Source organism: Variovorax sp. GW822-FHT04A09 (assembly GCF_058801005.1).
In genome coordinates this window covers 460,944-473,673 of record NZ_JBXAMV010000004.1, presented here as the reverse complement: position 1 = coordinate 473,673, position 12,730 = coordinate 460,944, and the positions used below count along the sequence as shown (strand labels likewise).

Sequence of the window (12,730 nt, the reverse complement as noted above, 5' to 3'; positions counted from 1 at the left end):
GCCTGCTTGGTTCGAGCGCACCCACCGCAGCCACATCTACCGCCGCACCCGGAGGCGAATCCACGCGGGTGCTCGCACAGTTCGGTGGCCGCGAGAGCGGCGCGCGCTCCTTCTTCGCACGGCCCGGCGTGTGGGCTTCGCTCGCAGTGCTGCTCGGTGTGGCGGGTGCCACGACCTACCACCTTCAATCGAAGCGCGCGGATGCGGCAGCCACGACCGTGGCGGCAGCAACGCCTGCGCCGGTTGCAGCGCCTGTCGCCAAGGAACCACCGAAGCCCGACGCGCCCGTTGCAGCCGCGGCACCGGAGCCCACGCCCGCGCGCATCATCGAAGGCGACAGCACGCCGCCGCCGGCACCACAGCAGCAACAGCAACAACAACAGGCCTCCACACCGTTCGCAGCCATCGGTGCGCAGCCCATGGCCGTACCGCCGGCCGCGAAGCCTGCGCGCGTTGCAGCGGCAACATCCCCCGCGAAGAAGACAGGCGCCGACAGCAAGGCCAGCGCCGTTGCTGCAAAGAAACCGGAGCGCATCGCGTCGGGCTCGAAGAAGCCCGTGCGCACGGCCGCGAACGGCAAGCCCGTCAAGACCGCCGCCAACACCAGCAAGGCAACGAAGCCCGCCGCGCGCACCGACCTCGCGCAGACGGCGGCACGGCCGAAGGGGCCCGATCCCGACACCGACCTGCTGACCGCGCTGCTCAAGCGCAGCAAGACCTCCGACCCCGCACCATCGGCGCAGGCCACTGCCGCAACGGCGGACTGCAAGCCGGGCGCACCTTGCAAACCTTGAGCATCCGAACCTGAGCGAATTCCCGATGCCTTCCGCTGACCGCAGCGCCCTGTGGGCCGAGCTGAGCCAGACGGCGCGGCTGTACCGCCTCGAAGCGCCGAGTGCTTCATCGTCCTCCAACAGCGCCGCGCGCGAGAGCATGGACGCCTTGCGCGTGGAAGGCTGGGTGCAGCGCGAGGCGGTGTCGCAGCTGTTCGAGCTGCGCATCGTGTGCCTGAGCCTGCGCGCGGACCTGGCGCTTTCATCGCTGATCGATCAACCGCTGACGCTGGTCACCGTGCTGGCCGACGGCTCCATGGGCCGACGCACCGGCCTGATCCGCGCCGTCGAGTCACTCGGCGCCGATGGCGGCCTGGCCCGCTACCGCCTCACGCTCGTGCCCTGGCTCTGGCTGGCCACCCAGCAGGGCCGCAGCCAGGTCTTCCAGCAGCGCAGCGTGGCAGACATCATCGAACGCGTACTCGCCCCGTACGCCGAAGCCGGCAGCTGGGCCTTCTCCTCCGAAGTGAACGGTTTCCTCGCCGACGCCCCCGTTCGCACCTACTGCACCCAGTACCGCGAGAGCGACTACGACTTCTTCTCGCGCCTGCTGGCCGAAGAAGGCCTGGCGTGGCGCATCGAGGAAGACGCCCAGGCCCCGACGGGCCACAAGCTCGTCGTCTTCTCGTCCAACGACACCCAGCCCGCCGATGCGGGCTCGCCCGTTCGCTTTCACCGCAAGAGCTCGCAAGAACGCAGCGACGCCGTGCAGGCGCTGGTGCGCCGCATGCGCCAGTCGGTGGCCCAGGTGCACCTGAGCGCATGGAACGTCGACGGCAAGCGCCAGCTCACAGGCAGCGCCCCGGCGCGCTTTCCGGTCGGTGGCAAGAACGCCCCACGCCTGGAATACGACGACGTGCTCGGCCTGAACGACCGCAGCCGCGGCTGGGACACCAACCGCACCGTCGAGCGCTACGCGGCATTGATGATGGAAGCGGCCGAATGCCGCGCCGACCTGATGCTGGGCCACAGCACCGTGCGCACCCTGCGCGCGGGCACGCGCCTCGAGATCGACGACGCGCCTGCACTCGGGCTGCAGGCCAAGCCGGCACTGCTGCTGGACACAGTCGAACACGTGGGCATCAACAACCTGCCCAAGGACACGGCCGCATCGATTGCGGCGCAGCTGGGTGCGCTGACGGAGCACCTCGTGTTCGACCAGCCCTGCGCCCCTGTGACGGCCGAAGCCGATGTGTTCGGGCTGGTGTCTACAGCAGTGGCAACGAGCAACGACAACCACATCTACCCGCAGCCCCAGAGCCTCGCCACCGCCCAGGCCCAGGGCTACGCCAACAGCTTCTCGGGCGTGCACGCCCCACGCCCCTGGCGCCCCGCACTGGCCGCGGCCGATGGCGCCCGCCTGCACGCCAGGCCCACGGCCAGCGGCGTGCACAGCGCCATCGTGGTCGGGCCTTCGGGCGAGACCTCGCCCAATGGCGCCGACGAGCTGTACTGCAACGACCGTGGCGACGTGCGCGTGCGCTTCCACTGGCAGAACGGATCGAGCGACAACGGCAACAGCAGCAGCAATGGAGACAACGCCCAGGACAACCGCAGCACCCGCTGGATCCGCGTGGCCCAGCGCCAGGCGGGCCCCGGCATGGGCTGGCAGTGGCTGCCGCGCATCGGGCAGGAAGTGCTGGTCAAGTTCGTCGACCTCGATGTGGACCAGCCCGTCATCGTCGGCGCGCTGTACAACGGGCGCGGCGACGGCGGCCTCGCCCCCACGCCCGGCGGCGCGTCACGCGACAGCGAACAGGGCAGCACCGACAACAACGACGTCTTCGCCCAGGCGAGCAACGCCTCGCCCAGCGCCCAGGCCAACCTCGCAGCGGGCCACGCCCCGCCCTGGCACGGCGCCAGCGCCGACGACAGGGGCCACCGCAACGCCGCGGCCCTGAGCGGCTTCAAGACCAAGGAGTTCGGCGGCGAGGGCTTCAGTCAATTGGTGTTCGACGATTCGAACCAGCAGCTGCGCGTGCAGCTGCACGCCAGCACCGCCCACAGCCAGCTGAACCTGGGCCACCTGATCCACCAGGCCGACAACTTCCGCGGCAGCTTCCGAGGCCAGGGGCTGGAGCTGCGTACCGACGGCTATGCGGCCCTGCGCGGCGGCAAGGGCGTGCTGCTGAGCACGTACCACGGCGCAGGCGGCCAGAAGCTGGAGCCCGTGGGCGACTTCGCCGCCGGCATGGCGCTGCTCAAGCAGGTGCAGCAGCTGGGCCAAGCCCTGAGCGAGGCCGCCAGGACCCACGAGACCGTGCAGCTGGCCGGGCACATCGGGGCAACCAAGGCCAACGAATCCCAGCTCGACAAGGAACGCGCCCCGTACGCCGCCATGGAGCGCACCGCCAGCGGCATGGTCGCCGCGGATGAATTGGATGCCGCCTACGCGGACGCCGCAGACAAGGCCATCGCCACCGGCGAAGGCAAGGTGCCGCATACGAGCGACGCAGTGATCGCACTGGCCGCACGCGGCGGCCTGGCGATGGTGGCGGGCCAGCAGCTGCAGGTCGTCAGCGGCGAGACCGCCACGCTGGCCAGCGGCGGCGACATCAACCTGGCGCTGGCCGACGTGCTGCGCGTGCACAGCGGCCAGGCCATCGGCGTGCTGGCCGGGGCGCAGAAGGCCGATGCAGACACAGGCCTGTCGGTCATCGCGGGCAACGACGATCTGGACTTCCAGGCGCAGCACGACGAACTGCGCGTGCAGGCCAAGGAGGCCCTGAAGATCGCCAGTACCGACCAGACGGTGGAGTTCGCGGCCAAGAAGAAGATCCGCATCGCGACGGCGCAAGGTGCGTCGATCACGCTGCAGGATGGGGACATCACCTTCGAGTGTCCGGGGAAGATCACTTATCACGCGGTGCAGCGGAAGTTGGCCGGGCCGACGAGCTCACCCTACGGCCTGCCGCTGTTCCCGCAGAGCATCTGCATCGAGTGCATGCTGAAGGCGGCACAAAGCGGAGCCCCCTTCTCCGCCTTGCAGTGAGAACGTTGCGTTGGAATTCGCGACCGATCCGATCGACCCCCTCCACCTTGCCCATGCCGTGCAAGCGATGGTCGACGCCCAACCGTCATCCGTCGGCCTCTGGTTGCTGGTCGATGCGGCCTTGCTCGACCCGGCGCGCCTCGCATCGGTGCTGCGCCGCAACGGGTGGTCGCACGTCAATGCGCTGGCCAACACACCGTTGGAGGCCTATGGCGCAAGGGGACCGCAGCTGCTGGAGCTGCCACTGGACGACGAGGTGCGCACCGAGGGCTTGCGGCGCCTCGCCACGATCGACCCGGCGGCGCCCGCATTCAGCTGGATCGCCTCCAGCCACGCCGCTGCGGATTTGCAGGCCTGCTTCGGCTACCTTGCGCAGGCGCGGCACGACGGCTTGAAGCTGCACTGCCGCATGGGCGATGTGCGCGTGCTTCCGACGCTGCTTGCCACGCTGGCCGAGCCACAGGCACGGCGCGTGGCACAAGCCATTGCGCAATGGCAGTGGTTCGATCGCAGCGGTGCCATGGTCGGCAACTGGCTTGCTGCTGATGGGAAGGACGGTGTGGCCGATGCCCGCGACCATCTCGAACTCGATGCATCGCAATTCGCGACGCTCCTGGATGCCTCGGAAGCCGACGGCATCTTTGCGCAGTTGCTCGAGACGGTGTCGCAGCTGGTGCCGCAGACCAACCGGGCAGCGTTTCATCAGCGGCTCCAGCGCGCCCTCGCGGTTGCCACACGCCTGCACGTGGCAGGCAACCCGGACCGGTTGCAGTTCGTGGTGCTCTCGCTGACCTGCGGCGATGACTTCCACCAGCATCCCGATCTGTCGGACACATGGAAGGCCGTCGCACAAGGCACCAGCCTGTCGGGCCTGATGAAGGGCTGGAGCGACGAACTGTGGAAGGCGTTGGAGGGCAAGGCTTCATGAAGCGCTTTGCTCTCTTGGTTCTTTGCGCGTTGGCGTTGTTGGGGGCTTGCAGCAGCAAGAAGCCGGCGGCTGAAAGCTACAGCGCCAGTCTCAGCCCCTACAACCACACGGCCGACCATATCGAGCCGTATGTCGATGGGATGTTCGGCGGCCATTCGAGCGCGTATGGCGGTGGCGGCAGCTTCGTGTGCTGCATCTCCTATCCCGCCGTATGGCGCCCTGGCTTGAGCGCCAAGGTGCGCTGGGCCACCTCCAGCGGCATTCCAGGCGATAGGCGACCGCAAGCGTATGTCCAGCATTGGCACGAGAAGGTCGTGCCCATCGAGGAATACACCGTGCCGGGTGGCATGCTCAACATCCACTTTCTTCCCGAAGGCGAAGTTCGGTTGATCATTTCCAGCAAAGGGGCGGGTGCCAAGAACTACCCTGGCCCCGCCTATCCGGTGAAGCCATCGGATTGGAAATGGTGAGCCGAGGCGAACAACCTATGCGCGCATTGCAAGGCCACACGCCATGAAACGCACAGCGATCCTGACACTTTGCGCATTGGCGGCACTGTCGCTGGCAGCTTGCAGCAGCAAGAAGCCGGTGGCTGAAAGCTATAGCGCCAGCCTCAGCCCTTACAACCACACAGAGGACTACATCCATCAGTTCTATGTGGACGGCGCTGGTGGCGGCAACTCGAGTCCGTATGGAGGCGGCGGCAGTTTCGTGTGCTGCATCTCCTCTCCTGCTCAATGGCGTCCCGGGCTCAGCGCGACGGTGAAATGGACGACATCGAGCGGGATTCCTGGCGACAAGCGCCCCGAGGCCATCACGCCCTGTTGGCACGAGAAGGTCGTTCCGATCGATCGATATGACGTGCCGGGTGGCCTGATGAATGTGCATTTCTTGCCAAACAACGAAGTGCGGCTGGTCATGTCCAACATGAGAGCCGGCGCCAAGGGCTACCCTGGCCCAGCCTCTCCGGTGAAGCCGCCGGATTGGAAATGGTGAGCAGCATGAGGCAAACAACCTATGCGCACCTTGAAAAGCCACGCGCCATGAAACGCACCGCGCTCCTGACGCTTTGCGCACTGGCGGTACTGCCACTGGCAGCTTGCAGCAGCAAGAAGCCGGCGGCTGAAAGCTACAGCGCCAACCTCAGTGCCTACAACCACACGGAGGACTACATCCATCAGTTCTATGTGGACGGGGCCGGTGGCGGCAACTCGAGTCCGTACGGAGGCGGCGGCAGCTTCGTGTGCTGCATCTCTTATCCGGCTCAATGGCGTCCCGGGCTCAGCGCAACAGTGGAATGGACGACCTCAAGCGGGATTCCGGGCGACAGGCGGCCCGAGGCCATCAAGCCCACTTGGCACAAGAGAGTTGTCTCGATTGATCGATATGACGTCCCAGGCAGCACGCTCAACGTGCACTTCCTGGCCGAGGGCGATGTTCGATTGGTCATATCCAGCAAGGGCTCCGGCGCCAAGGGCTACCCCGGCCCCGACTACCCGGTGAAGCCACCGAGCTGGAAGTGGTGAGCCAAGGCTAGCAAGAATTCTCGGAAACCCGACGAACAACACGTGAACGCATTGAAAGGCCACACGCCATGAAACGCCCAACGATCCTGACGCTTTGTGCACTGGCGCTGCTGACGCTGCCACTGGTGGCTTGCAGCAGCAAGAAGCCGGCGGCCGAAAGCTACAGCGCCAATATCAGCGCCTACAACCACACAAAGGACTACATCCATCAGTTCTATGTAGACGGTGCAGGTGGTGGGAACTCGCGCCCTTACGGAGGCGGTGGCAGCTTTGTCTGCTGCATCTCCTATCCCGCCAAATGGCGTCCTGGCCTCACCGCAACGGTGAAATGGACGACCTCGAGCGGCAATCCCAGAGACACGAGCCCGGAAGCAGCGGTTGAGCATTGGCACGAGAAAGTTGTCCCTATCGACAAGTACGACATCCCAGGCAGCACGCTCAATGTGCACTTCCTTTCCGGGGGCGACGTTCGGCTGGTCATCTCGAGCAAAGGCGCCGGGGCTGTTGGTTATCCCGGCCCGGACTACCCGGTGAAGCCTCCAGGCTGGAGGCAGTAGATCAAGCAAACAAGAGATTTCTTGGCGAAATTTGGGGGGAACAGCAGATGAACGAATTCCGCGAGGGCTGGTACGAAATCAGCTTTGACGCCAACACCTATGACAAGCGCTGCCGCTACTACAAGACCACCGAGCTCTGTACAGCCGAGTGCATCGTCAAGGAGACGGGGCTGCAGATCTTGCTGTGGGCGGATGAAGCGGGCAGGCCTACCACCTGGTCATCGGACTATCGACCGATAGATCCTGCGCCAGCAGGCGACTGGTGGGACAACGATCCGGGCGGCGCGAACTATCAACCCGGTCTGCCTGGCGACCACTCGCGCGCGAACCGCACTCTGACGGCGCGCGAACTGTGCCAACGCGCCGCCACCGCCGATCCGAGCAAGGCCGATGCGCTGACTTGCTCCAAAGAGATTCACGTGGGCCTGTTTTTCGACGGCACCAACAACAACCTGATTCGCGACATGCGGGATCAAAGCCACACGAACGTGGTCAGTCTCTTCAACGCGCACAAGGACGACGGCGTCGAGAATTTTCGCTACTACATGCCCGGCGTCGGCACGCGCTTCCCCGAGATCGGTGAAGACAGGGAATCCGACGACGGCAAGCGCTTCGGTAGTGGTGGTGAGGCCCGCATTCATTGGGCGCTGATACAGGTCTACAACGCATTGCATCGGGCCTATCACAGGTCCGACCTCGTTCAGCCGGACGAAATGAAAGAGCTTTGTGTCGACAGGCTGAAGACTTGGTGGCGCTGGGGTGATTCCAAGATGGTCAGCATCTTCAAGGGCATTCAAGAGCGCCTGCTGAAAGCCATCAAGGACCAGCGACCGCGCGTGACCAAGCTGCACCTTTCGGTCTTCGGTTTCTCGCGCGGCTCGGCCGAAGCACGAGCCTTTTGCCAATGGGTCCAGATGATCGCCGAGAACATGACGATCGGCGAAGCAACGCTGGAGCTTCACTTCCTGGGCATCTTCGACACCGTCGCGTCGGTCGGCCTGGCCGATTCGGCGCCCGTCGGCGAAGGTTTTCAGGATTGGGCCGACGGCACCATGGACATCCGCGGCGTCAACCAGACTGTTCACTATGTGGCCGCGCATGAAATACGGCAGTCGTTTCCGCTTTCGACTGCACGCATCGGCGGCAAAGGTTATCCGGCGAACACCAAGGAGTTTGTCTATCCAGGTGCCCATTCCGACCTAGGGGGCGGCTACCCATCGAAATCCCAAGGCAAGGGCGTGGGCGGACGCATCTCGTTGCTCTCTCAGATCCCCTTGATGGATATGTATTTCGAGGCATTGGCGGCGGGCGTGCGCTTGGACAGCAAGACCGAGATGCTGCCCAGGACAAGAGGCGACTTTGCTATTGACCCCGCGCTGGACAGAGCCTTCAGCGACTACGCAGGCTGGACTACGGAGGAAGAAAGGCAGAACGTGGCCAACGGCGGCCAACCCGTGCAAAACCGAATGCGCTATCACATGGAGCTGTATTGGCGCTGGCGCGCATCCAAGACTGACAAGGAAACATTCGAAGCCATGTCAAGCTTCAAACTGTCCAACGACCAAGACAAGCAAGATCTTTGGGAGTCGGAGCTCGACTGGCTCACCGACGTCAAAGCGGCTCAGGAGGCCAGCCGTCCCACTCAGGTTTTCAACGCAAGAATCGGCACCTTCGTCGAACACCCGCCCACCGCCGATGAAGTGCAAAAGCGCATCCTGCGGGCCGTGGCGGAGGCAAAGAGTGTCCCGCAGAGCGCAAACGATTTCTTCGACAAGTATGTCCACGACTCGCACGGTGGATTCTGGATGCTCGGCCCCATCACAGATGAGAACCGAGAAGACTTTATTGCCGGCATCAAGCAGAAAAAGGCCACGCACGATCGATTGTTGAAGGAAGCAGAAGAGCACGGTAACCCCGGTCGCGCAAGAAACTTCCGCAACCACGCCCGCGCGTATGAACTCAACAATTTTGAACGGCGCGTGTTCGAGCTGGATGCAAAAAAACCTGGGACGCTCCCATTGATGACAGACGCCGATGCCGCCGATCTGCGAGACAACGCGGGCACCCTCGCGACGATCGCGTTGAAGGTCTTGCGCACAGCCACACGTCGCGAGCCGCACGGCCACGGCCGCTACCGGCGCGTGTTCGACAAGAGCTGAAGAAGCGCACTGCAGGTTCCGTCATCGTCTCGCAAAACCAGCAGCAGCCAGTTGCCAGGCCATCGCCGCTCGGTGACGCCGGATCAAGATGAACTTGATCGCCCTCGTCCTAGTGGTTGGCACCCTGCCGTCGCTGGCGTGCACGCTCTTCCTCATCGGCCATCGCATGCGCCCACATCCATCCTGGATGTCTCACTTGAAGAAAGCTTGGCTGTTCGTGCTCGTGCTGGCCGGCACCGCGTTGCTCCACCTCGGTGCATGCCACGCACTCATCGACGCACGCGATACAGGCGCGCGTCTCGAGACCTACATGGCCGCCGTGACCTTCGCTCCCTGCATCGTTTCAGGACTCGTCGCCCTGTTCCTCAAGCCATGACGGCCGCGCCCACTCACCCGATGCGCGCGATCGCCGTCCCAGCCGCCACATAGCCCCCCGCCGCCGCAGCGAACACGATGCGCCCCGCGCGGTGCGCAACCACCTGCATCTCCATCTTCATCGCCTCCATCACCGCGATCACCGCACCTTCGGCGACCTCGTCGCCGTCCGCGACTTTCCAGCCTTGCAGCGTGCCCGACACCGGCGCAGCCACAGCAGCGGCATCGGCCGCCGGTGCGTTCGCCACAACGCCAGGCGCAGCAGCAGCACCGCCACCCGCCGACGCCAACCCACGCAGCAACTCCGCCGGCAGCCCCAGCGACATGCGCCGCCCGTCGATCTCGATCGCCGTGCGGTGCAGCGATGCATCCGGCAACGGATCAGGCCGCATGCCTGCCTTCTCGTCGTTCGCAAAGTCCGTCTCGATCCAGCGCGTGTGGACCTTGAAGGCGTCTTCCGACACGAAGTCGGGGTGCGCCATCACCGCGCGGTGAAACGGCAGCACCGTCGCCAACCCTTCGATGCGGAATTCTTTGAGGGCGCGGCGTGCGCGTGCGATGGCCTGGGCGCGCGTGGCGCCGGTGACGATGAGCTTGGCCATCAGCGAGTCGAAGGTGCCGGGCACCTGCGAGCCGGCGTCCACGCCGGTGTCCACGCGCACGCCCGGGCCCGAGGGAGCGTCGAACACGTGGACGGGGCCGGGCGTCGGCAGGAAGCCGCGGCCCACGTCTTCGGCGTTGATGCGGAATTCGAAGGAGTGGCCGCGCGGTGCGGGCGTTTCCTTGACGGACAGCGGCAGGCCTTCGGCGATGCGCAGCTGCTCGATGACGAGGTCGATGCCGGTGGTCTCCTCGGTCACGGGGTGCTCGACCTGCAGGCGCGTGTTGACCTCGAGGAAAGAGATGGCGCCGCTCGCGCTCAGCATGAACTCGACGGTGCCGGCGCCGGTGTAGCCGGCGGCCGCGCAGATGTCGCGCGCCGACTGGTGGATGCGCTCGCGCTGTGTGTCGCTCAAGAAGGGCGCGGGCGCTTCTTCGACCAGCTTCTGGTTGCGCCGCTGCAGCGAGCAGTCGCGCGTGCCGAGCACGACGACGTTGCCGTGCGTGTCGGCGATGACCTGCGCCTCGACGTGCCGCGGGCGGTCGAGGAACTGCTCGACGTAGCACTCGCCGCGGCCGAAGGCGGTGATGGCTTCGCGCACGGCCGATTCGTAGAGGCCTTCGACTTCGTCGAGCCGCCACGCGACCTTGATGCCGCGCCCGCCGCCGCCGAAGGCCGCCTTGATGGCGATCGGCAGGCCGTGCTGTTCGGCAAAGGCGAGCACCTCGCCCGCGTTGCTGACCGGGTCGGCCGTGCCCGCGACGAGCGGCGCGCCAACCTTCAGGGCGAGCTTGCGGGCCTGCACCTTGTCGCCCAACGTGGCGATGGCCGAGGGCGAAGGGCCGATCCACGTCAGGCCGGCGTCGATCACGGCCTGCGCGAAGGCTGCGCTTTCCGAGAGGAAACCGTAGCCGGGGTGCACCGCATCGGCGCCGCTGCGCTTGGCGATGGCCAGCAGCTTGGGAATGTTGAGGTAGGTGTCGGCCGGGCGGTGGCCGTCCAGGCCGTAGGCCTCGTCGGCGCGGCGCACGTGCAACGCATTGAGGTCGGGATCGGCGTAGACGGCGACCGACTGCACGCCGTGGTCGGCGCAGGCGCGTGCGATGCGCACGGCGATTTCGCCACGGTTGACGATCAGGACTTTTTTCATCGCAGGACTCTCGATCTCAAATCAAAGTTCGATGGGGCCGTGGCCGGCCATCGGTTGGAAGCGGACGCGGGCGTTCACGGGGATCTGCCCCGCACGGTCCAGGTGGTGGGTGGCGACCGACGCGATCACGGGGTAGCCGCCGGTGAGCGGGTGGTCGGCCAGGAACAGCACGGGCTGGCCGCTGGGCGGCACCTGGATCGAACCGTGCGCCGTGCCCTCACTGGGCAGCTCGGCGCTGTTGGCGCGCACCAGAGGCGCTTCGCCGTTCAGGCGGATGCCGACGCGGTTCGACTGCGGTGTCACCGACCACGGCTGGCTGCACAGGCGCTCGACGGCGTCGGCGGTGAACCAGTCCGTGCGCGGGCCGAGCACGATGTCGAGCACGACTTCATCCTGCAAGGTGGGCAGGTCGGTCGGCGGTGCTTCGTTGGCACCGACGACTGCGCCGGTGGCGACGCTGCGCACAGGCAGCACATCGCCCGCGACCACAGCCGGCGGGCCGATGCGGGCCAGCGTGTCGGTCGCGCAGCTGCCGAGCACGGGCGCCACGGCAAAGCCGCCGCGCACGGCCAGGTAGCTGCGGATGCCGGCGACGGGCTCGCCGACAGTGACGGTGTCGCCATCGGCCAGTGCGACGGGCTGGTAGCGCGGCAGCGGCCATTGCGCGCCGTCGGCGCGGGTCAGCGTGAGCGGGCCGTCGGCGCCGGTGACGGCCATCACGGCGTCGCCGCGGCAGACGAACTGGAAGCCGCCGTAGGCCAGTTCGAGGCAGGCCACGTCCGACGCATTGCCGACCAATCGATTGGCCGCCTGCAGCGAGCGCTGGTCCATCGCGCCGGAGGCGGACACGCCCTGCCGCGCCTGGCCATGGCGGCCGCCGTCCTGCCACAGCGCTTGCAAGCCAGCGGCACGAACTTCGAAGGCGCTGCCGCCTTCAACGGCCGCAGGTGCGGGCGCCGCAACCACGGGCGCAGCCATCGGCAACGCCACCTTCAACGACGAGGTATCGACAAAGCGCACCGCATCGCCCGGCTGCAGCAGCGCCGGCGTCTCGCGTGACAGGTCCCACATGGGCGTGTCGGTCACGCCGATGATCTGCCAGCCGCCGGGGCTGGCCTGCGGGTACACGCCGCTGAAGCTGCCCGCGAGCCCGACCGCGCCCGCGGGGATGCGGGTGCGCGGCACCGCGCGACGCGGCACGTTCAGACTCGGATGGCCGCCGCTCAGGTAGGCGAAACCGGGCGCGAAGCCGGTGAAGGCGACGGTGTAGTCGCTGCCGGTGTGGCGGCGCACCAGCTCGTCGGGCGTGATGCCGAGCAGGCCGGCCACTTCGGCGATGTCTTCGCCGTCGTAGCGCACGGGAATCTCGATGCGCTTGTCGATGCGCGTCTCGCGGGCGTCGAGCTTTCGCTGGCGCACGGCATGCGCCAATGCGGCGGCCGACAGCACGGCCGGGCGGAAGGTGATGAGGATGGTGCGCGCGGCGGGCACCAGCTCGTCGATGCCGGCAAGGGGCTCGGCGCGCAGCGAGGCCAGCAGCGCGAGCGTCTGCGCCAGGTCGTCGAGTTCGACCAGCACGGCATTGAGGTTGACGCGAAGAAAGCGCATC

General features: G+C 66.4%; 11 protein-coding genes. 9 read left to right on the top strand and 2 right to left on the bottom strand.

Features of this window, described 5'->3' with window-relative positions; genetic code table 11:
- Window positions 1-68: 68 nt before the first annotated feature.
- From AC1RLW_RS22340 to AC1RLW_RS22300, 9 genes are all read left to right on the top strand, one after another.
- A complete protein-coding gene (locus AC1RLW_RS22340; RefSeq protein WP_493195121.1) occupies window positions 69-794 on the top strand; it encodes a hypothetical protein in 726 nt (241 codons plus the stop codon).
- 25 nt (window positions 795-819) lie between these two features.
- Window positions 820-3,825: a type VI secretion system Vgr family protein gene (locus AC1RLW_RS22335; RefSeq protein ID WP_493195119.1), complete on the top strand. Its 3,006-nt coding sequence runs from the start codon at window positions 820-822 to the stop codon at window positions 3,823-3,825.
- A gap of 10 nt (window positions 3,826-3,835) precedes the next feature.
- Window positions 3,836-4,753 (top strand): DUF4123 domain-containing protein, encoded by a 918-nt coding sequence (locus tag AC1RLW_RS22330; protein WP_493195117.1) that lies wholly within the window; start codon window positions 3,836-3,838, stop codon window positions 4,751-4,753.
- Window positions 4,750-5,223 carry a DUF3304 domain-containing protein gene (locus tag AC1RLW_RS22325; protein WP_493195116.1) on the top strand — a complete coding sequence of 158 codons (474 nt, stop codon included), beginning with the start codon at window positions 4,750-4,752 and terminating at the stop codon, window positions 5,221-5,223. The genes AC1RLW_RS22330 and AC1RLW_RS22325 overlap by 4 nt, the downstream gene beginning before the upstream one ends.
- 43 nt (window positions 5,224-5,266) lie before the next feature.
- The gene (locus AC1RLW_RS22320) at window positions 5,267-5,749 is read left to right on the top strand and encodes a DUF3304 domain-containing protein (RefSeq protein WP_493195114.1); all 483 of its coding nucleotides are present in this window, start codon (window positions 5,267-5,269) and stop codon (window positions 5,747-5,749) included.
- Window positions 5,750-5,796: 47 nt separating this feature from the next.
- Complete coding sequence (locus AC1RLW_RS22315; RefSeq protein WP_493195112.1) at window positions 5,797-6,279, top strand: DUF3304 domain-containing protein; 483 nt, start codon at window positions 5,797-5,799, stop codon at window positions 6,277-6,279.
- A gap of 68 nt (window positions 6,280-6,347) precedes the next feature.
- Complete coding sequence (locus tag AC1RLW_RS22310; protein ID WP_493195111.1) at window positions 6,348-6,836, top strand: DUF3304 domain-containing protein; 489 nt, start codon at window positions 6,348-6,350, stop codon at window positions 6,834-6,836.
- 47 nt (window positions 6,837-6,883) lie between these two features.
- Window positions 6,884-8,995, top strand: coding sequence for a T6SS phospholipase effector Tle1-like catalytic domain-containing protein (locus AC1RLW_RS22305; RefSeq protein WP_493195109.1), 2,112 nt, complete (start codon window positions 6,884-6,886; stop codon window positions 8,993-8,995).
- Between the two features lie 88 nt (window positions 8,996-9,083).
- The gene (locus AC1RLW_RS22300; protein WP_493195108.1) at window positions 9,084-9,371 is read left to right on the top strand and encodes a hypothetical protein; all 288 of its coding nucleotides are present in this window, start codon (window positions 9,084-9,086) and stop codon (window positions 9,369-9,371) included.
- Window positions 9,372-9,384: 13 nt separating this feature from the next.
- On the opposite strand, the gene AC1RLW_RS22295 is transcribed toward AC1RLW_RS22300, so the two are convergent.
- Window positions 9,385-11,121 carry an acetyl/propionyl/methylcrotonyl-CoA carboxylase subunit alpha gene (locus tag AC1RLW_RS22295; protein WP_493195106.1) on the bottom strand — a complete coding sequence of 579 codons (1,737 nt, stop codon included), beginning with the start codon at window positions 11,119-11,121 and terminating at the stop codon, window positions 9,385-9,387.
- A 21-nt stretch (window positions 11,122-11,142) separates the two neighbouring features.
- Window positions 11,143-12,729, bottom strand: a complete 1,587-nt coding sequence (locus AC1RLW_RS22290) for a 5-oxoprolinase subunit B/C family protein (protein WP_493195337.1) — start codon at window positions 12,727-12,729, stop codon at window positions 11,143-11,145.
- Window position 12,730: the final 1 nt, after the last annotated feature.

What these genes read in the sequence shown, in the direction of transcription:
- AC1RLW_RS22335 (WP_493195119.1), top strand. Translation starts at nt 820, where the DNA reads ATGCCTTCCGCTGACCGCAGCGCCCTGTGGGCCGAGCTGAGCCAGACG.
- AC1RLW_RS22325 (WP_493195116.1), top strand. Translation starts at nt 4,750, where the DNA reads ATGAAGCGCTTTGCTCTCTTGGTTCTTTGCGCGTTGGCGTTGTTGGGG.
- AC1RLW_RS22320 (WP_493195114.1), top strand. Translation starts at nt 5,267, where the DNA reads ATGAAACGCACAGCGATCCTGACACTTTGCGCATTGGCGGCACTGTCG.
- AC1RLW_RS22315 (WP_493195112.1), top strand. Translation starts at nt 5,797, where the DNA reads ATGAAACGCACCGCGCTCCTGACGCTTTGCGCACTGGCGGTACTGCCA.
- AC1RLW_RS22310 (WP_493195111.1), top strand. Translation starts at nt 6,348, where the DNA reads ATGAAACGCCCAACGATCCTGACGCTTTGTGCACTGGCGCTGCTGACG.
- AC1RLW_RS22305 (WP_493195109.1), top strand. Translation starts at nt 6,884, where the DNA reads ATGAACGAATTCCGCGAGGGCTGGTACGAAATCAGCTTTGACGCCAAC.
- AC1RLW_RS22300 (WP_493195108.1), top strand. Translation starts at nt 9,084, where the DNA reads ATGAACTTGATCGCCCTCGTCCTAGTGGTTGGCACCCTGCCGTCGCTG.
- AC1RLW_RS22295 (WP_493195106.1), bottom strand. Translation starts at nt 11,121, where the DNA reads ATGAAAAAAGTCCTGATCGTCAACCGTGGCGAAATCGCCGTGCGCATC.
- AC1RLW_RS22290 (WP_493195337.1), bottom strand. Translation starts at nt 12,729, where the DNA reads ATGCGCTTTCTTCGCGTCAACCTCAATGCCGTGCTGGTCGAACTCGAC.